Origin of the sequence: Bradyrhizobium sp., from assembly GCF_047605465.1 — a bacterium.
Lineage (GTDB): Bacteria > Pseudomonadota > Alphaproteobacteria > Rhizobiales > Xanthobacteraceae > Bradyrhizobium.
This window is the reverse complement of the sequence record NZ_JASGFS010000048.1, coordinates 33,967-50,719: the sequence shown is the minus strand read 5'-3', so window position 1 is coordinate 50,719 and position 16,753 is coordinate 33,967. Positions and strand designations below refer to the sequence as shown.

Sequence of the window (16,753 nt, the reverse complement as noted above, 5' to 3'; positions counted from 1 at the left end):
GCCGTCGAGATGCACGACGCAGGCGCCGCACTGCGAGGTGTCGCAGCCGACATGGGTGCCGGTCAGGCGCAGATGCTCGCGCACGAACTGCACCAGCAGGGTACGGGGATCGACATTGGCGGTAACAGGATTGCCGTTCACGATGAGGGAGATTTTTGCCATAAGCACTCTCTATCAGCGCCCCGACGGGTCCCGTCGAAGCGTTCTTATAATTATTCCAACCCATCATATGGGCCATTATGCCCGGGGGCAACATCGCCCGGGACACAAGGTGCCATGCCGAAAAAGCGCTCTGCGGAAGGGGTATCGGGCCTTCAGCCCTGTACCGCCTTGGCGAAATTCGTGAAAAATTCGTCGGCGAGTTTCTTCGCGGTGCCGTTGATCAGGCGCTGCCCGAGCTGCGCCAACTTGCCGCCGATCTGCGCCTCCACGTCGTAGGACAGCAGCGTGCCGCCGTCCTTCTCGGCGAGCTTGACCACGGCGCCGCCCTTGGCGAATCCGGCGACCCCGCCCTCGCCTTCACCCGAGATCCTGTAGCCGTTCGGAGGATCGAGATCGCTGAGCGTGACCTTGCCCTTGAACCGCGCCGACACCGGTCCGACCTTCATTTTCGCGGTCGCACGGAAACCGCCGTCGTCGGTCTTCTCCAGTTCCTCGCAGCCGGGGATGCAGGCCTTGAGCACCTCGGGATCGTTGAGCTTGGCCCACACGGCCTCGCGCGGCGCCGCAAGCTGGACTTCGCCGTTCATCGTCATGGCCATGGGGCGTCTCCCGGATCGCGCAACTGTAATGCCGTTCAAGTAACGCACGGGGGGCCCAAAGGAAAGAGTGGCACCCGGCCACGTGCAATGCATATTCGCAACTGCAAAAAGCTTGCGCGGAGGGTTCTGGATTGGCAGAGCCGGGGCCATGATGGTTAGGTCTCGGTCCAGGACTTGCGCAACATGAGTACATCCCTCTCCCCCCTGCTTGCGCCGATGCTGTCGAGCGCGGCGATGCGCGCGATCTGCGACGATCGGTCGATGCTGCAGAACATGCTCGATTTCGAGGCAGCCCTGGCACGGGCCGAAGCGGCCACGGGGGTCATTCCCCCCATCGCGGTGGCCCCGATCGAAGCCGCCTGCAAGGCCGGCGCGTTCGACATGGCGGCTCTGGCCGAGGCCGCGACGCGGTCCGGCAATCTCGCGATTCCCCTTGTGAAGGCGCTCACCGCCCAGGTCGCGAAGACGGACGCTGAGGCCGCGCGCTACGTGCATTGGGGCGCCACCAGCCAGGATGTGATCGACACCGCGACCATGCTCACGCTTCGCGCCGGCATCCACGCGCTGGACGCCGACCTCAGCCGCGCCATCAGGGGCTTTGCCGCGCTGGCGCGGGCGCACCGCAACACCGCCATGGTGGCCCGCACCTGGCTCCAGCACGCGCTGCCGATGCCGTTCGGGCTGAAGGCGGCCGAATATGCCGCAAGCCTCGCCCGTGCCCGCTGCAGGCTGCGGCGGCTCCGCCGCGAAGGGCTCGCGCTGCAGTTCGGCGGTGCCGCCGGCACGCTGGCCGCGCTCGGGGACAACGGACTCGCCGTCGCCGAACGACTGGCGCAGGAACTGGGCCTGCCCCTGCCCGAGGCGCCCTGGCACACCCATCGCGACCGGATCGCGGAAGCAGCCTCGTGCCTCGCGATTCTCGCCGGAAGCTGCGGCAAGATCGCCCGCGACGTTTCGCTGATGATGCAGACCGACGTGGCCGAAGCCTTCGAACCGGCCGGCGAAGGCCGTGGCGGTTCGTCGACCATGCCGCACAAGCGCAACCCGGTCGCAGCCGCGAGCGCGCTGGGTGCGGCAACCATGGCCCCGCAACTCGCCGCGACGATTCTGGCCGCCCAGGTGCAGGACCACGAGCGCAGCGCAGGCCCCTGGCACGCGGAATGGCCGACGCTGCCGCAATTGATGCTGGTCGCCTCCGGCGCGCTCGCCGCCATCGTCGACATCGCCGAGGGCCTCGACGTCGACGCCGCACGCATGCGCAGCAACCTCGATGCGACGCACGGCCTGATCATGGCCGAAGCCGTCACCTTCGCGCTGGCCGAGAAGCTCGGCAAGAGCGATGCGCACCATCTCGTCGAAGCCGCGAGCAAGCGCGCGGTGGCCGAGAAGAAACATCTGCGCGAGGTGCTGTCGGCGGACCCGCGGATCACCGTGCATCTCTCGCCGGAAAAAATTGCGGCATTGTTCGAGCCGATGGCCTATCAAGGTTCGTCGCAGGCGCTGATCGACCGCCTGCTCGACAGCCTCGACCGCGAACAGCCGGAATAGAACGGAGACCCAGCCATGCCCATGATCGATGCCGACGGTTGCCTGATCAACGTCTCCGTCGAGGGCCGCGACGGCGGGCCGACGCTGATGCTCTCCAACTCGCTCGGCTGCACGCTGCAGATGTGGGAGCCGCAGATGAAGGCGCTGACGCAGGTGTTTCGCGTCATCCGCTACGACCGCCGCGGCCACGGCAAGTCCGGCGTTCCTCCCGCCCCCTACACGATGGAGCGCTTCGGCCGCGACGTGCTGGCGATCCTCGACGACCTCAACATCGAGAAGGTGCATTGGTGCGGCCTGTCGATGGGCGGCATGGTCGGGCAATGGCTCGGCGCGAACGCACCGGAGCGCTTCGGCAAGATCATCCTCGCCAACACTTCCTGCTACTATGCCGAGCCGACCAAATGGCTGGAGCGCATCGACGCGGTGAAGAAGGGCGGCATCGCCGCGGTGGCCGACGCCGTGATCGCCGGCTGGCTGACGCAGGATTTCCGCGAGCGCGAGCCGCAGATCACGGCGAAGATGAAATCGATGCTGCTGGCCACGCCGGTCGAGGGCTACATCGCCTGTTGCGAGGCGCTGTCGACGCTCGACCAGCGCGAGCTGCTGCCGAGGATCAAGAGCCCGACATTGGTGATCGCAGGTCGCCACGACATGGCGACGCCGGTCTCCGCGAGCGAGCTGATCCGCTCCAAGATTCCCGGCGCGAGCATGACACTCGTCGATGCCGCGCACATTTCCAATGTCGAACAGCCGCACGCGTTCACCGACGCGGTGGTCGGATTCCTGACGCAACGCTAGCCACAGCCGTCATTGCTGGGAACGTAACGAGGAAGCAATCCGGGATGTCTCCGCGGATACATTTCTGGATGGCTTCGCCGCGCTCGCAATGACGCAGAGGAGGAAACAACATGGACGACCAGAAGCGCCGCGATGCCGGCATGAACGTGCGCCGGAAAGTGCTGGGCAATGCCTGGGTCGACAAGTCGATCGCGAACCGCAATGCGTTCAACACCGATTTCCAGGACATGATCACGCGCTATGCCTGGGGCGAGATCTGGACGCGCCCGCATTTCGACGAGCGCACGCGACGGGTGCTGGTGATCGGCACCATGGTCGCGCTCGGGCAATGGGATGAATTCCGCCTGCATGTGCGGGCGGCGCTCGCCGAGGGCGGCTTCACGCCCGACGACATCAAGGAAATCCTGCTCCAGCAGGCGATCTATTGCGGCGTGCCGGCGGTGAACCACGCCGTGAAGGAGGCCTCAGCGATTGTGCAGGAGCTCGGCCTGCTCAAGAGCTAGCGGCGCAGGCGCCTTGACTGGAGCCTGGGCGGCCTGCGGGGCCGCCTCGGGCCGTTCGATCACGAGCACGATGGCTGCACCGAGCAGGAGCAGGAGCTCGGTGGCGTGAAGCCGGAGGGCGGCCATCTCGCCGACCCTGGAGGCCATCACCATGCTCGCGAACGAGATCAGGCTGCCGATGCCAAGCGCGATGCCGAGCGCCTCGTCGCTGCCGCCGTTCCGGCGAGTGAGGGGGATGCAGAGCAGCGCGAGATAGATCGCGAAGAACGCCACGACGGTCAGCCGCCCCAGCGCCAGAAGCCAGGCCGCCCGGACGGTACTCATCCCCGCCATCTGGAGATTGTCGCTGAGGAACAGCGCGACCGCGACGCTCGGCCGCTCGTAAAGGCCATGCACGGGCGCCACCATGATGCTGAAGGCGACGAGCGTCCAGGCCGGAATGAAATAGGCCGCCAGCAGCGCGCCGTTGACCGAACCGATCCGCCAATTCCTGAACATGTCGCTTCCCGCATCGTTGGCCGCCGGCATTCGAAGGAACGCGGCGGCTTTGCGGGGAGCTAACGCGCATCGGACTATGCCGGCAATTTAAACCCTTTGTTTACCTTAATCCGTCCCCCGAATTCGGCGTTCCGGGCCTGGGCGAGCCCGGGAAAAAGGGCGCAACAAGAAGACGCAAGAAAAAGGCCCCGCCTCTCGGCAGGGCCTTCTCCACTCCCAGCTTCACTCTGTTCTTGGTCTCACTTCACGCTTGGCCTCACTTGTGGTGGCCTCACTCCTGGGCTCCCGAACTACTTGTCCTGACCGTGCTGGCCGCCATGCTGCTGGCCGGGCTTGTCGCCCTGACGCATCGGGTCATTCTGCTGCTGCTGTCCGGGTTTCTGGCCGCCGCCCTGTTGCTGGCCTGGGCTCTGGTGCTGCTGGCCCGGATTCTGGTTCTGCTGCTTCGTCATGGGGGAAAACTCCCTTGTTGGACGTCAGACCCGGGGATAACTGCCGGCTTCCGATTTGGTTGCCTCAGGAACCCGGTTCCTCGCATCTGCGGAACCGCTGCGGCGAAAATCACCTCTGTACAAGCCTTTATGCCAAGGCCTGCCCAGTTGCGGCCGCCAGTTCCCTCCTGTTACAAAACCAAGACGATGCTCAAGGGCTGCCGGGGCCCAAGAACTGTCTGCAAAGAGCTCCCTTTGAGCCGCTTCAGGTTTGGTACGGCAGCGCATGGATTATTTCGCCCAGCAGCTCATCAACGGCCTCGTCCTGGGCTCCATCTACGGCCTGATCGCCATCGGCTACACGATGGTCTACGGCATCGTCGGCATGATCAACTTCGCCCATGGCGACATCTTCATGATCGGCGGGTTCATCGCCCTCATCACGTTCCTGATCCTGATCTCGCTCGGCCTGACCGCGATCCCCGTGATCCTGCTCTTGGTGCTGCTGGTCTCGATGGCGATCACCGCCCTCTACGGCTGGACCATCGAGCGGATCGCCTACCGCCCGCTGCGCCATTCCTTCCGCCTTGCCCCGATGCTGTCGGCGATCGGCATGTCCTTCGTGCTGACCAACTATTCGCAGGTGGCGCAGGGCGCACGCGTCAAGCCGATCCCGCCCTTCATCACCGGCGGCTACACGCTGCACGAGAGCTCCGACGGCTTCGTGATCCAGCTCTCCAACATCCAGATCATGGTCGTCGTCACCACCATCGTGCTGCTGGCGATCTTCACCTGGCTGGTCTCGCGCACCCGGCTCGGACGCGACATGCGCGCCTGTGAGCAGGACCAGACCATGGCGGCGCTGCTCGGCGTCAACGTCGACCGCACCATCTCCATGACGTTCGTGATCGGCGCCGCGCTCGCCGCAGTCGCCGGGCTGATGTACCTGCTCTATTACGGTCTGGTCGATTTCTTCATGGGGTTCGTCGCCGGCATCAAGGCGTTCACCGCGGCCGTGCTCGGCGGCATCGGCTCGCTGCCCGGCGCCATGCTCGGCGGCCTCGCGATCGGCCTGATCGAGACGTTCTGGTCGGCCTATTTCTCGGTCGAATACAAGGACGTCGCGGCGTTCTCGATCCTGATCGTCGTGCTGATCTTCATGCCGACCGGCCTGCTCGGCCGCCCCGAAGTCGAAAAAGTCTGACGGACCGGCCGCGTGACATCCATCCCGCACGAGACCACGCAAACAAGTCGCACCGCCGGCATTCCCTCCATCCTGAAGACGGCGCTCGTCAACGCGCTGATCGCACTGGTGCTGTTCTCGCTGATGGTCGGCATCCGCACCGAGGCGGGTCCGGACGGCCAGCTCACCTACTGGACGCGCTTCGGCGAGCTCGCATCGCTGGTCGCCGCGGTGTTCGGCGGCTCGATCGTGATCGAGCTGCTGCGGCAGTGGATCGGCGCGTCCGGCGCCGAGAAGCTGGTGCCGCCTTCGGTGCAGAGCGGCATGTCGTTCGTCGGCCGCTACCTCGCGCCGGCGCTGCTCATCTTCACGCTGCTGGTGCCGGTCATCTTCTATAACCAGCGCTACATCCTGGATCTCGCGATCCTCGTGCTGACCTACGTCATGCTGGGCTGGGGACTGAACGTCGTGGTCGGTCTCGCCGGCCTGCTCGATCTCGGCTACGTCGCCTTCTATGCGGTCGGCGCCTATTCATACGGGCTGCTCGCCACCAATTTCGGCTGGTCGTTCTGGATCTGCCTGCCGCTGGCGGGCATCCTTGCCGCGTTCTGGGGCGTGCTGCTGGGCTTTCCGGTGCTGCGCCTGCGCGGCGACTATCTCGCCATCGTGACGCTCGCCTTCGGCGAGATCATCCGTCTCGTCATCATCAACTGGCAGGACCTGACCGGCGGCCCCAACGGCGTGTCCGGGATTCCCCGCCCCAGCTTCTTCGGCATTCCGCTCGACAACAGCGACGCCGGGCTCGCGGCCAAGCTCGGCATCGAGTATTCGCCGACCCACCGCATCGTCTTCCTGTTCTATTTGATCCTGGCGCTGGCGCTGCTCACCAACTGGGTGACGATCCGGCTGCGGCGGCTGCCGATCGGCCGCGCCTGGGAGGCGCTGCGCGAGGACGAGGTCGCCTGCCGCGCGCTCGGCATCAACACCACCACCACCAAGCTCACCGCGTTCGCGACCGGCGCGATGTTCGGCGGCTTCGCCGGCGCGTTCTTCGCCACGCGACAGGGCTTCATCAGCCCGGAATCCTTCACCTTCCAGGAATCGGCGCTGGTGCTTGCCATCGTCGTGCTCGGCGGCATGGGCTCCCAGCTCGGCGTGGCGCTGGCCGCGCTCGCCATGATCGGCGGCTTCGAGCTGTTCCGCAGCCTCGAGACCTACCGCATGCTGGTATTCGGCATGGCCATGGTGCTGATCATGATCTGGCGGCCGCGAGGCCTGATCGGCCACCGCGCGCCCACCGTGTTTCTCACCAAGGCCAAGGCGATCTCGTCCGACCTCGTCAAGGAAGGCCACGGATGAGCGCCGAGAAGATCCTGCGGGTCGACAACCTCACCATGCGCTTCGGCGGCATCGTCGCCGTGCAGGACCTTTCGTTCGCGGCCGAACGGACCAGGATCACGGCGCTGATCGGCCCGAACGGCGCCGGCAAGACAACCGTCTTCAACTGCATCACCGGCTTCTACAAGCCGACCGGCGGCACCATCCGCCTCACCCATGACGACGGCAAGGTGGTCGCGCTGGAGCGGCTGAACGATTTCCGCATCGCCAAGCAGGCCAAGGTGGCGCGCACGTTCCAGAACATCCGCCTGTTTCCCGGCATGACCGCGCTGGAAAACCTGATGGTGGCGCAGCACAACGCACTGATGCGCGCCTCCGGCTTCACCTTCCTCGGCCTGATCGGCACGCCCGGCTACCGCGACGCCGAGAAGCAGGCGATCGAGCTCGCAACCGAGTGGCTGAAGCGGATCAACCTGCTCGACCGTGCCGACGATGCCGCCGGCAATCTCGCCTATGGCGACCAGCGGCGGCTCGAGATCGCGCGCGCGATGTGCACGCAGCCCGCGCTGCTGTGCCTGGACGAGCCCGCTGCCGGCCTCAATGCGCGCGAGAGCGCCGCATTGAGCGAGCTCCTGCTCTCGATCCGTAACGATCAGGGCACCTCGATCCTGCTGATCGAGCACGACATGTCGGTCGTGATGGAGATCTCCGACCACATCGTGGTGATGGACCACGGCGTCAAGATCGCGGAAGGATCGCCGCGCGAGGTGCGCGACGACCCCAAGGTGATCGCCGCCTATCTCGGCGCCGACGAGGAAGAGGCGATGGCAGTGATGGAGAGCGGGTCGTGATTGCCGGTCTCTCCAGGTCGGCACGCTCGGGCGCGATCCGGGGGTCCACGCTTCCGTCGAATGTCGAGCTTCAGGACGTGGCCGGCCGCGACAAAGGGGAGCGGAGCGACGCCATCCTTCGGACAGCGATGCCCGGCCGCGACGGCAGCGAGGTTGCGGCATGACCACGCCCCTGCTCGCGATCCGGTCCCTGCGCGCCGCCTACGGCAAGATCGAGGCGCTGAAGGGCGTCGACGTCGAGATCAATGCCGGCGAGATCGTCGCGCTGATCGGCGCCAACGGCGCCGGCAAGTCGACGCTGATGATGACGATCTTCGGCAAGCCGCGCGCCCGCGCCGGCCAGATCCTGTATGAAGGCCGCGACATCACCGAAGTGCCCACGCACGAGATCGCGAAGCTGCGCATCGCGCAATCGCCGGAGGGCCGGCGCATCTTCCCGCGCATGAGCGTTGCGGAAAACCTGCAGATGGGCGCGGACGCGACCGCATGCACGGATGCCGAGCGCGACGCCACGCTGGCGCGGGTGTTCACGCTGTTTCCGCGGCTGAAGGAGCGCTACGCCCAGCGCGGCGGGACCCTGTCCGGCGGTGAGCAGCAGATGCTGGCGATCGGGCGCGCCCTGATGAGCCGCCCGCGCCTGCTCCTGCTCGACGAGCCCTCGCTCGGGCTGGCGCCGCTGATCGCGCGCCAGATCTTCGACGCGATCCGCACCCTGAACCGGCAGGACGGCCTGACCGTTCTGGTCGTCGAGCAGAACGCCAACCACGCGCTCAAGCTCGCGCACCGCGGCTATGTCATGGTCAACGGCCTGATCACGCTGGCCGGAACCGGCACCGAGTTGCTGCAGCGCCCTGAGATTCGCGCCGCCTATCTGGAAGGCGGCCGGCACGGCTGAAGCCGCCCGCATGCGTCGGAATGTGGCGAGATATCCCCGCCAATGCCCGTATTTTGCCGGTGACTTCTCGGAAAATTCATTCGAGAATGGCGCCGGTTTGGACCGGGCCTGCCCGGCAACTTCCACAGGCGACCACCCGCGAGGTATCTCATGAAATCACTGAAGCTCATCGGTCTGGCATTCGGCGCGTCGATCGCGCTGTCGAGCGCGGCGTTCGCGCAGGATGTCACCGTCGCAGTCGCAGGCCCGATGACCGGCGGCGAATCCGCCTTCGGCCGCCAGATGAAGAACGGCGCCGAGATGGCCGTGGCCGATATCAACGCGGCCGGCGGCGTCAACGGCAAGAAGCTCGCGCTCGACGTCGAGGATGACGCCTGCGATCCGAAGCAGGCCCGTTCGGTCGCCGAGAAGATCGCCAGCGCGAAGATGCCGTTCGTCGCCGGGCACTATTGCTCGTCGTCCTCGATCCCCGCCTCCGAAGCCTATGCCGACGGCAACGTGCTCCAGATCACCCCGGCCTCCACCAATCCGAAATTCACCGACAGCGGATTGTGGAACGTGGCGCGCGTCTGCGGCCGTGACGATCAGCAGGGCCTCGTCGCCGCCCAGTACATCGCGAAGAACTTCAAGGGCAAGAACATCGCGATCCTCAACGACAAGACCACCTACGGCAAGGGTCTCGCGGACGAGACCAAGAAGGCGCTGAACAAGGCCGGCATCACCGAGAAGATGTACGAGTCCTATAACAAGGGCGACAAGGACTTCAACGCGATCGTCTCGCGCCTGAAGCGCGACAACATCGACCTCGTCTATGTCGGCGGCTACCATCAGGAGAGCGGCCTGATCCTGCGCCAGATGCGCGACCAGGGCCTCAAGACGATCCTGATGGCCGGCGACGCGCTCGCCGACAAGGAGTACGCGTCCATCACCGGCCCGGCCGGCGAAGGCACGCTGTTCACCTTCGGCCCCGACCCGCGCAACAAGCCGACCGCGAAGAAGATCGTCGAGGCCTTCAAGGCCAAGAACATCGATCCCGAGGGCTACACGCTCTACACCTACGCGGCGATGCAGGTCTGGTCGGAAGCGGCGAAGAAGGCCGGCACCACCGACGCCAAGAAGGTCATGCAGGCGATGAAGGCCGGCAAGTGGGACACCGTGATCGGCCCGATCGAGTACGACTCCAAAGGCGACATCAAGCAGCTCGACTATGTCGTCTACAAGTGGGACGCCAAGGGCGGCTACGCCGAAATCAGCGGCAACGGCACCTGAGAACCGGCGGGTCCTGCACCCGGCCAAATCGTCACGAACGCCCCGGCTCGCCGGGGCGTTTTTCGATCAGACGGCGGCCTGCTCGGTTCCGTCGGCCGCGAAGTGGGCTTGCGCCGTCTTGAGCGCGCGCAGCAGGTCGTTCGGCCGAAACGGCTTCTGCAGGCAGACCACATTGGCCAGATCAGGCGCCTCGTCCATGAAATCCATCGCGGTCATGCCGGATACCGCCACGATCGGGAACCCCGGGACGCGCTCGCGGATGGTTGCCATGACGTCGACGCCGCTGGCGCCAGCCAGGAAAATATCGACAATCGCCGCGTCGAAAGCGCCTTCGCCGAAGGCCTTCAGCCCGGCCGCGCCGCTTTCCGCTTCAACGACGTCGTACTGGTTGACCCGCAGCACCATCGCGACCATGGCGCGGACGTCCTTCTGGTCGTCGATAACGAGGACACAGGGCATGTAACAACTCTCGGATTTCTATCGATAATTCGTTTAATTCAAACCCACCGTGCGGCAAGGCAGTATGGACCCCGCCGGTAAAGCCCACCTTACCAGTTCATAACTCTAAATCCCTGCCCAAGTTAAGTAAGCTGTAACCCTCGGTTGAGTCGCGGGCCCGTCCGTTACGGATGAGCATCCAAAGCCGGCTACCATCCAGATCAGGCAGCCGACCGAACACAGGACATGGAAAACCCATGCCGCCGCCCCACGAGAGGTGAACGTGCCCGTACCCAACGACCGAAGCACCTTTCTTTCGACATTGCCGGCTACACAGCGCGATCGCAGTGCAGCATTGGCGATCGTCGGCGTGTCCGCGATGTTCTTCGCGTTGGCCGTGCCCTTCGCCGGCATGCCGCTCCTGCCAGTGCCGGCTTTCGTGGCCAGCTATCAATCCGCGCTCGCGGTCATCGACATCATCACCGCCATCCTGCTGCTGTCACAATTCGCCGTGCTGCGCAGCCGCGCGCTGCTTCTGCTGTCGACCGGCTACCTGTTCACGGCGGCGGCGGCCGTCGCCCACGCCCTCACCTTCCCGGGTTTGTTCGCCCCGACCGGACTGTTCGGTGCCGGTCCGCAGACCACCGTATGGCTCTACATGATCTGGCACGGCGGCTTCCCGCTGTTCGTGCTGGCCTACGCGGGGGCCGCGCGCAAGAACGGCAACGGCGCCAACCGGGTCGAAGGCCCGACATGGCCGGCGATCACCGCCAGCGTGCTGGGCGTCATCGTCGCGATCGGCGCCTTCACCTGGATGGTGACCGCACGGCACGACCTGCTGCCGATCCTGCTGAAGGACGGGCACTACACGACCGTGATGCTGGGCGTCGTCTCCTTCGTATGGTCGCTGAGCGTCGCGGCTCTCGTCACGCTGTGGTTCCGAAGGCCGCACACGGTGATCGACATCTGGCTCATGGTGGTGATGTGCGCCTGGCTGTTCGACATCGCCTTGTCGGCCATCGTCAACGTCGCCCGCTTCGATCTCGGTTTCTATGCCGGCCGCATCTACGGCCTGTGCGCGTCGAGCTTCGTGCTCGCGGTGCTGCTGATCGAGAATGTCCGCCTCCAGGCACAGACCGCGGGGCTGGTCAGCGCGCTGCGGCGGCAATCCGATTACGAGCGCACCGTCTACGGCGAACGCCTGGGGCTGTTCAGCGCGGTCGTCGCCTCCTCCAACGACCCCATCATCACCAAGTCGCTCGACGGGATCGTCACCGGCTGGAACGGCGCCGCCGAACGACTGTTCGGCTATTCCGCCGAGGAGGCCGTCGGCAAATCGATCGACATCATCGTGCCCGAGGACCGGCGGTCCGAAGTGCGCGAGATCCTCAACCGCATCAGCAGCAACGAGACGATCGCCCAGCACGAGACGGTGCGAACGCGCCGGGACGGCCGTCAGCTCGACGTCGTCCTGAACATCTCTCCGCTGCGATCGTCCAGCGGCGATATCATCGGCGTGTCCAAGATCGTGCACGACATCACCGAGGAGAAGCGCGCCCGGGAGGTGCTTCGCCGGGAAACCGAAGAGCGCCGGAGCGTGTTCGAGACGTCGCAGGACCTCATCCTCGTCACCGACAGCGTCGGCAATTTCGTCCAGGTCAGTCCGAGCGTGACCGACATCCTCGGCCTGAAGCCGGAAGATCTGATCGGGCGCAGCGCGACCGAATTCATTCATCCCGACGATCTCGAGAGCACACGCAACGAGATGCGCGCCGCGCGCCGGGGGCAGACCAAACGCAGCTTCGAGGCGCGCTACTATCATGACGACGGACACGAGGTCGCGCTGAACTGGATGGGCACCTGGTCGGAGCCGATCAAGCGTCACTTCTTCATCGGGCGCGACCTGACCGAGAAACAGGCCGCCGAAGCACAGTTCCGCCAGGCCCAGAAGATGGACGCCATCGGTCAACTGACCGGCGGCGTGGCCCATGACTTCAACAACGTCCTCACCGTCATCACGGGCACGATCGGCATTCTGGGGGACGCGGTGTCCGACCGTCCCGAGCTCGCCGCGATCACCCGGCTGATCGACGACGCGGCCGAGCGCGGCGCCCAACTGACCAGGCACCTGCTCGCCTTCGCCCGCAAGCAGCCGCTGCAGCCGCGCGAGATCGACGTCAACGCACTGGTGCTGGAGGCCGCCAAGCTGCTGCATCCGACGCTTGGCGAACAGATCTCGATCACTCCGCAGCTCACCGAGGATGCCTGGCCGGCGCTGGTCGATCCGAGCCAGCTCTCGACCGCGATCCTCAATCTCGCGCTGAATGCGCGCGATGCAATGCCCGGCGGCGGCAAGCTGGTGCTGGAGACCCGAAACGTCTTCCTCGACGACGGCTATACCAGCATGAACGCCGACGTCGCCCCCGGCAACTACGTGATGATCGCGGTCAGCGACACCGGATCCGGAATTCCGGCGGAGCTGCTCGAACGGGTGTTCGACCCGTTCTTCACCACCAAGGAAGTCGGCAAGGGCACGGGCCTCGGGCTGAGCATGGTGTTCGGTTTCGTCAAGCAGTCCGGCGGACACATCAAGATCTACAGCGAGGAAGGCCACGGCACGAGCGTCAAGATCTATCTGCCGCGCTCCACCGGCGTGCAGGAGACCGAGCTCGAGGCACTCCAGAACGTGCCCGTCACCGGCGGCCACGAGAAGATCCTGATCGTCGAGGATGATGCGCTGGTGCGGCAATATGTCGTGACCCAGATCAAGAGCCTCGGCTACGCCGCGCTCGAAGCCGCAAACGCGGCCGAGGCTCTCACCATCATCGATGATGACGCCGCGATCGACCTGCTCTTCACCGACGTCATCATGCCGGGCGGGATGAACGGCCGCCAGCTCGCCGACGAGGCGGCGCGGCGGCGTCCCGACCTCAGGACGCTGTTCACTTCGGGTTACACCGAAAACGCTATCGTCCATCACGGCCGGCTCGATTCCGGCGTGCTGCTGCTGGCCAAGCCCTACCGCAAGTCCGAGCTCGCCAGGATGCTGAGGATGGCGCTGGCGAGTTGAGCCCGCAGTGTCCGTGCGCTATCGCTGGAGTGAACAGCGATAGCCCATGGAGCGGTGTCTTGAAGAATCTCCTGACCGATATTGCCGGCGTCCGCGTCGGCCACGCCGGCGATGCGAAGCTCGCTTCGGGCACGACCGCGATCATCTTCGACACTCCGGCGGTCGCGGCGATCGACGTTCGCGGCGGCGGCCCCGGTACACGTGAGGTCTCGCTGCTCGACCTCGCCAACACGGTCGAGCGCGTCGACGCGATCGTGCTCTCCGGCGGTTCCGCCTTCGGCCTCGATGCCGGCGGCGGCGTCCAGGCCTGGCTCGCCGAGCAGGGCCGCGGCTTCCGGATCCGCGACGCCGTGATCCCGATCGTGCCGGGCGCGATCCTGTTCGACCTGCTCAATGGCGGCGACAAGGCCTGGGGCCGCTTCTCGCCCTATCGCGATCTCGGGTATGCGGCCGCCGCCGCGGCCGGCACCGACTTCGCCCTGGGCAGCGTCGGCGCGGGCCTCGGCGCCACCACGGCAACCCTGAAGGGCGGGCTCGGCTCGGCCTCGGCAACGACGAGCAACGGTGTCAAGGTCGCCGCGATCATCGCCGTCAATGCGGTCGGCAGCGTCACGGTCGGCGACGGGCCCTCGTTCTGGGCCGCGCCCTTCGAGCAGAATGGCGAGTTCGGCGGACGCGGCCTGCCGGCTGCGTTTACCCCGGACATGCTGGCCCTGCGCATCAAGGGCGGTCCCGCCGCAAGCGAGCGTGAGAACACCACGATCGGCCTCGTCGTCACCGACGCGATCCTGACCAAGGCCCAGGCCAAGCGGCTGGCGATGATCGCGCAAACCGGATTCGCCCGCGCGATCTACCCGGTGCACGCCCCGCTCGACGGCGACGTGCTGTTCGCGGCGGCCACCTGCGAGAAGCCGATCGAACCGCTGGTCGAACTCACCGAACTGGGCATGGTCGCCGCCAATGTGGTCGCCCGCGCGATTGCTCGCGGCATCCACAGCGCCACCGCGCTGCCGTTCACCGACGCGCTCCCGGCATGGAAGGACCGGTTCGGATCATAGACGGTTCGCTCCCTCGCCCCGCTTGCGGTACGAGGCAAGAGCAGGCTTACACGCTCATCGACATCGATGACGCGGAGGTTGCGGCCGAGGCCTGCGCCTGGCGCTGCATCATCTGGCCGAACCAGTCGTAAGGCGAATTGCCGCCGCCCGATGCATTGGAGGAGCTGGACGCACCCGGCACCGTTGTCGACATCTTGAATCCGTCGGCATAGGTGACTGTGGTGGTGGTCGAGCCGTCGCCATTGCTCGTCGTGGTCGAGGTCGATCCATCGCTCGATTGCGACGAAGAATCCGAGTCGCTGCCGGACGCATCGCCGGCGCCACCGGCGCCCTGGGCATGGTGATGGCCGCCATGATGGCTGCCTTTCAACGCCTTCGACAACTCGTCGAGACTGACGCTGCCATCGGAATTCGCGTCGAGCTTCGAGAACACGTCGTCGGCCTGCGCAAGGTTTGTGCCGCCGGCACCCAGGGCGTTCTCGAACTCGGACTTCGTGATCTGGCCGTCGCCGTTCGCGTCGAGCTGCGAGAACAGATCGTTCAGCGCGTCCTGCGGGCTCGTCGACGTCGAGGAGGTCGAACTGGACGAACTGCTCGTGCCGTCCGACGACTGGCTCTGGGCAGCGATCAACGCGCTCATCGTCTCCGGCGAAATCGAGGGGCAATTGCCGGATTTGACCGACGAGGCTGCCGTGCCGGCGGTGCTGCCGCTGCTGCTATCGATCGAGAACGGATTGGTCGCGCCTTGCGAAGATCCCGTCGTCTGCGTCGCGGACGATTTCGAGCTCGTCAGCGACTGAATCGCATCGAGCGCACTCGAGGCGGCGCTGAGGGCAAACAACATTGCACAACTCCAACCGATGCGGCATGCCGCGGCCAATATCGGCCGATGAGGTCAGCAAGCGGCGTGCCATCGGAAAAACCCCAATGAAATCCGCTTCCGATCCGGATTGCGAGCCGCGGGAACATCGGCAATTCGTGCCGCGGACGGCAGAAATTTCCGCCCACAGGAAGCACGTCCGCCCTGCATTGCCCGCCGCGAGTGCCCATGTTAGGCGAACCCACCCTCTCACGGCCGCGACGGGAAACACCGCCCATGACCCAGACCTTCACGCCTCGCCCGCTGGCGATCGCCCCCTCGATCCTGGCGTCGGATTTCTCCAGGCTCGGTGAAGAGGTGCGCGCCGTGGATGCCGCCGGTGCGGACTGGCTGCACCTCGACGTGATGGACGGACACTTCGTTCCGAACATTTCCTTCGGTCCCGACGTGATCAAGGCGATGCGTCCGCACACGAAGAAGATCTTCGACGCGCATCTCATGATCGCGCCCTGCGATCCCTATCTCGAGGCTTTCGCCAAAGCCGGCTGCGACCACATCACCGTGCATGCCGAAGCCGGCCCCCACCTGCACCGGTCCCTGCAGGCGATCCGTGCGCTCGGCAAGAAGGCCGGAGTCTCGCTCAATCCGGGAACCCCGATCAGCGTGATCGAATATGTGCTCGACCTAGTCGATCTCGTGCTGGTGATGTCGGTCAATCCGGGCTTCGGCGGCCAGGCCTTCATTTCGTCCGCGATCGGCAAGGTTCGCGACATCCGCGCCATGACGGCGGGCCGCCCGATCGACATCGAGGTCGACGGCGGCGTCGGTCCCGACGTCGCTGGCCCATTGGCTGCGGCCGGCGTCAACGCGTTCGTCGCCGGCACATCCGTGTTCAGGGGCGGCACGCAGGAAGCCTACAAGGCCAACATCGCCGCGATCCGCAACGCGGCCGCAGGTGCGCGCGGCGAAGCGATCTAGATCGCTTCGCGCGACTCCAGATCGAACGGTCTTCAGCCTTCACGAGCGCTGCGACACGCGATCCTTAAAAATAAATTTAGATTCCGTACTCATCCGGGCTTCCCTGATTCGCGCAAATCACCGCTAGTGATTCCTGCGTGTTTTGGCGGGAGCACATCATGACGACAACTCTGGTCTGGACTGGCGTAGCGTTGTGGCTTGGTTTCAGTGCGGTGGCCGTGTTCGTCCATATCCCAGCAGCACGATCGGTGAAGGTTGCGGCACGCTCCGCACGCGTCACCCACCTTCTTCCACGCCGGGGCTGAGCCCCATGC

General features: G+C 65.6%; 17 protein-coding genes. 11 read left to right on the top strand and 6 right to left on the bottom strand.

Translation table 11 applies throughout. The annotated features are described in order from the left end of the window. Window positions 1–162: 2Fe-2S iron-sulfur cluster-binding protein (locus QM712_RS26925; RefSeq protein WP_415026184.1), on the bottom strand; the 162-nt coding region annotated here is incomplete at its 3' end. Window positions 163–314: 152 nt separating this feature from the next. Next, on the bottom strand, window positions 315–761 hold the full coding sequence (locus QM712_RS26920) for an SRPBCC family protein (RefSeq protein ID WP_415026183.1): 447 nt from the start codon (window positions 759–761) through the stop codon (window positions 315–317). 183 nt (window positions 762–944) lie between these two features. On the opposite strand from QM712_RS26920, the gene QM712_RS26915 reads away from it, so the two are divergent. The 3 genes from QM712_RS26915 (at window position 945) to QM712_RS26905 (ending at window position 3,610) form a co-directional block, all read left to right on the top strand. Next, window positions 945–2,309: a 3-carboxy-cis,cis-muconate cycloisomerase gene (locus QM712_RS26915; protein WP_415026182.1), complete on the top strand. Its 1,365-nt coding sequence runs from the start codon at window positions 945–947 to the stop codon at window positions 2,307–2,309. Between the two features lie 15 nt (window positions 2,310–2,324). Beyond that, on the top strand, window positions 2,325–3,107 hold the full coding sequence (pcaD, locus tag QM712_RS26910; RefSeq protein WP_415026181.1) for a 3-oxoadipate enol-lactonase: 783 nt from the start codon (window positions 2,325–2,327) through the stop codon (window positions 3,105–3,107). A gap of 110 nt (window positions 3,108–3,217) precedes the next feature. Then, on the top strand, window positions 3,218–3,610 hold the full coding sequence (locus tag QM712_RS26905) for a carboxymuconolactone decarboxylase family protein (RefSeq protein WP_124162311.1): 393 nt from the start codon (window positions 3,218–3,220) through the stop codon (window positions 3,608–3,610). On the opposite strand, the gene QM712_RS26900 is transcribed toward QM712_RS26905, so the two are convergent. Continuing rightward, on the bottom strand, window positions 3,572–4,108 hold the full coding sequence (locus QM712_RS26900; protein ID WP_415026180.1) for a hypothetical protein: 537 nt from the start codon (window positions 4,106–4,108) through the stop codon (window positions 3,572–3,574). The genes QM712_RS26905 and QM712_RS26900 overlap by 39 nt on opposite strands. A 290-nt stretch (window positions 4,109–4,398) precedes the next feature. Continuing rightward, window positions 4,399–4,560, bottom strand: coding sequence for a hypothetical protein (locus tag QM712_RS26895; protein WP_415026179.1), 162 nt, complete (start codon window positions 4,558–4,560; stop codon window positions 4,399–4,401). A gap of 265 nt (window positions 4,561–4,825) precedes the next feature. Here QM712_RS26895 and QM712_RS26890 point away from each other — a divergent pair, with 265 nt between their 5' ends. The 5 genes from QM712_RS26890 (at window position 4,826) to QM712_RS26870 (ending at window position 10,075) form a co-directional block, all read left to right on the top strand. Continuing rightward, complete coding sequence (locus tag QM712_RS26890) at window positions 4,826–5,743, top strand: ABC transporter permease subunit (RefSeq protein WP_415026178.1); 918 nt, start codon at window positions 4,826–4,828, stop codon at window positions 5,741–5,743. A gap of 12 nt (window positions 5,744–5,755) precedes the next feature. After that, on the top strand, window positions 5,756–7,081 hold the full coding sequence (gene livM, locus QM712_RS26885) for a high-affinity branched-chain amino acid ABC transporter permease LivM (protein WP_415026177.1): 1,326 nt from the start codon (window positions 5,756–5,758) through the stop codon (window positions 7,079–7,081). Continuing rightward, on the top strand, window positions 7,078–7,911 hold the full coding sequence (locus QM712_RS26880; RefSeq protein ID WP_415026176.1) for an ABC transporter ATP-binding protein: 834 nt from the start codon (window positions 7,078–7,080) through the stop codon (window positions 7,909–7,911). Before livM ends, QM712_RS26880 begins: the two co-directional genes overlap by 4 nt. Window positions 7,912–8,071: 160 nt before the next feature. Continuing rightward, window positions 8,072–8,806, top strand: a complete 735-nt coding sequence (locus QM712_RS26875; RefSeq protein ID WP_415026175.1) for an ABC transporter ATP-binding protein — start codon at window positions 8,072–8,074, stop codon at window positions 8,804–8,806. A gap of 150 nt (window positions 8,807–8,956) precedes the next feature. Beyond that, window positions 8,957–10,075 (top strand): branched-chain amino acid ABC transporter substrate-binding protein, encoded by a 1,119-nt coding sequence (locus QM712_RS26870; protein ID WP_415026174.1) that lies wholly within the window; start codon window positions 8,957–8,959, stop codon window positions 10,073–10,075. Window positions 10,076–10,141: 66 nt separating this feature from the next. Here QM712_RS26870 and QM712_RS26865 read toward each other — a convergent pair whose 3' ends face one another. Beyond that, complete coding sequence (locus QM712_RS26865; protein ID WP_415026173.1) at window positions 10,142–10,534, bottom strand: response regulator; 393 nt, start codon at window positions 10,532–10,534, stop codon at window positions 10,142–10,144. 334 nt (window positions 10,535–10,868) lie between these two features. Here QM712_RS26865 and QM712_RS26860 point away from each other — a divergent pair, with 334 nt between their 5' ends. Next, window positions 10,869–13,583 (top strand): PAS domain S-box protein, encoded by a 2,715-nt coding sequence (locus QM712_RS26860; RefSeq protein ID WP_415026172.1) that lies wholly within the window; start codon window positions 10,869–10,871, stop codon window positions 13,581–13,583. 59 nt (window positions 13,584–13,642) lie between these two features. After that, the gene (locus QM712_RS26855) at window positions 13,643–14,641 is read left to right on the top strand and encodes a P1 family peptidase (protein ID WP_415026171.1); all 999 of its coding nucleotides are present in this window, start codon (window positions 13,643–13,645) and stop codon (window positions 14,639–14,641) included. A 46-nt stretch (window positions 14,642–14,687) separates the two neighbouring features. Here the strand turns inward: QM712_RS26855 and QM712_RS26850 are convergent, their stop codons facing one another. Beyond that, window positions 14,688–15,485 carry an EF-hand domain-containing protein gene (locus QM712_RS26850; protein WP_415026170.1) on the bottom strand — a complete coding sequence of 266 codons (798 nt, stop codon included), beginning with the start codon at window positions 15,483–15,485 and terminating at the stop codon, window positions 14,688–14,690. 252 nt (window positions 15,486–15,737) lie between these two features. On the opposite strand from QM712_RS26850, the gene rpe reads away from it, so the two are divergent. Further along, entirely contained in the window at window positions 15,738–16,439 is a 702-nt protein-coding gene (rpe, locus tag QM712_RS26845) for a ribulose-phosphate 3-epimerase (RefSeq protein WP_415026169.1), read from the top strand. Window positions 16,440–16,753 lie beyond the last annotated feature (314 nt).

What these genes read in the sequence shown, in the direction of transcription:
- QM712_RS26900 (WP_415026180.1), bottom strand. Translation starts at nt 4,108, where the DNA reads ATGTTCAGGAATTGGCGGATCGGTTCGGTCAACGGCGCGCTGCTGGCG.
- QM712_RS26895 (WP_415026179.1), bottom strand. Translation starts at nt 4,560, where the DNA reads ATGACGAAGCAGCAGAACCAGAATCCGGGCCAGCAGCACCAGAGCCCA.
- QM712_RS26890 (WP_415026178.1), top strand. Translation starts at nt 4,826, where the DNA reads ATGGATTATTTCGCCCAGCAGCTCATCAACGGCCTCGTCCTGGGCTCC.
- rpe (WP_415026169.1), top strand. Translation starts at nt 15,738, where the DNA reads ATGACCCAGACCTTCACGCCTCGCCCGCTGGCGATCGCCCCCTCGATC.
- QM712_RS26915 (WP_415026182.1), top strand. Translation starts at nt 945, where the DNA reads ATGAGTACATCCCTCTCCCCCCTGCTTGCGCCGATGCTGTCGAGCGCG.
- QM712_RS26870 (WP_415026174.1), top strand. Translation starts at nt 8,957, where the DNA reads ATGAAATCACTGAAGCTCATCGGTCTGGCATTCGGCGCGTCGATCGCG.
- QM712_RS26880 (WP_415026176.1), top strand. Translation starts at nt 7,078, where the DNA reads ATGAGCGCCGAGAAGATCCTGCGGGTCGACAACCTCACCATGCGCTTC.
- QM712_RS26905 (WP_124162311.1), top strand. Translation starts at nt 3,218, where the DNA reads ATGGACGACCAGAAGCGCCGCGATGCCGGCATGAACGTGCGCCGGAAA.
- QM712_RS26850 (WP_415026170.1), bottom strand. Translation starts at nt 15,485, where the DNA reads ATGTTGTTTGCCCTCAGCGCCGCCTCGAGTGCGCTCGATGCGATTCAG.
- QM712_RS26920 (WP_415026183.1), bottom strand. Translation starts at nt 761, where the DNA reads ATGGCCATGACGATGAACGGCGAAGTCCAGCTTGCGGCGCCGCGCGAG.
- QM712_RS26875 (WP_415026175.1), top strand. Translation starts at nt 8,072, where the DNA reads ATGACCACGCCCCTGCTCGCGATCCGGTCCCTGCGCGCCGCCTACGGC.
- pcaD (WP_415026181.1), top strand. Translation starts at nt 2,325, where the DNA reads ATGCCCATGATCGATGCCGACGGTTGCCTGATCAACGTCTCCGTCGAG.
- QM712_RS26865 (WP_415026173.1), bottom strand. Translation starts at nt 10,534, where the DNA reads ATGCCCTGTGTCCTCGTTATCGACGACCAGAAGGACGTCCGCGCCATG.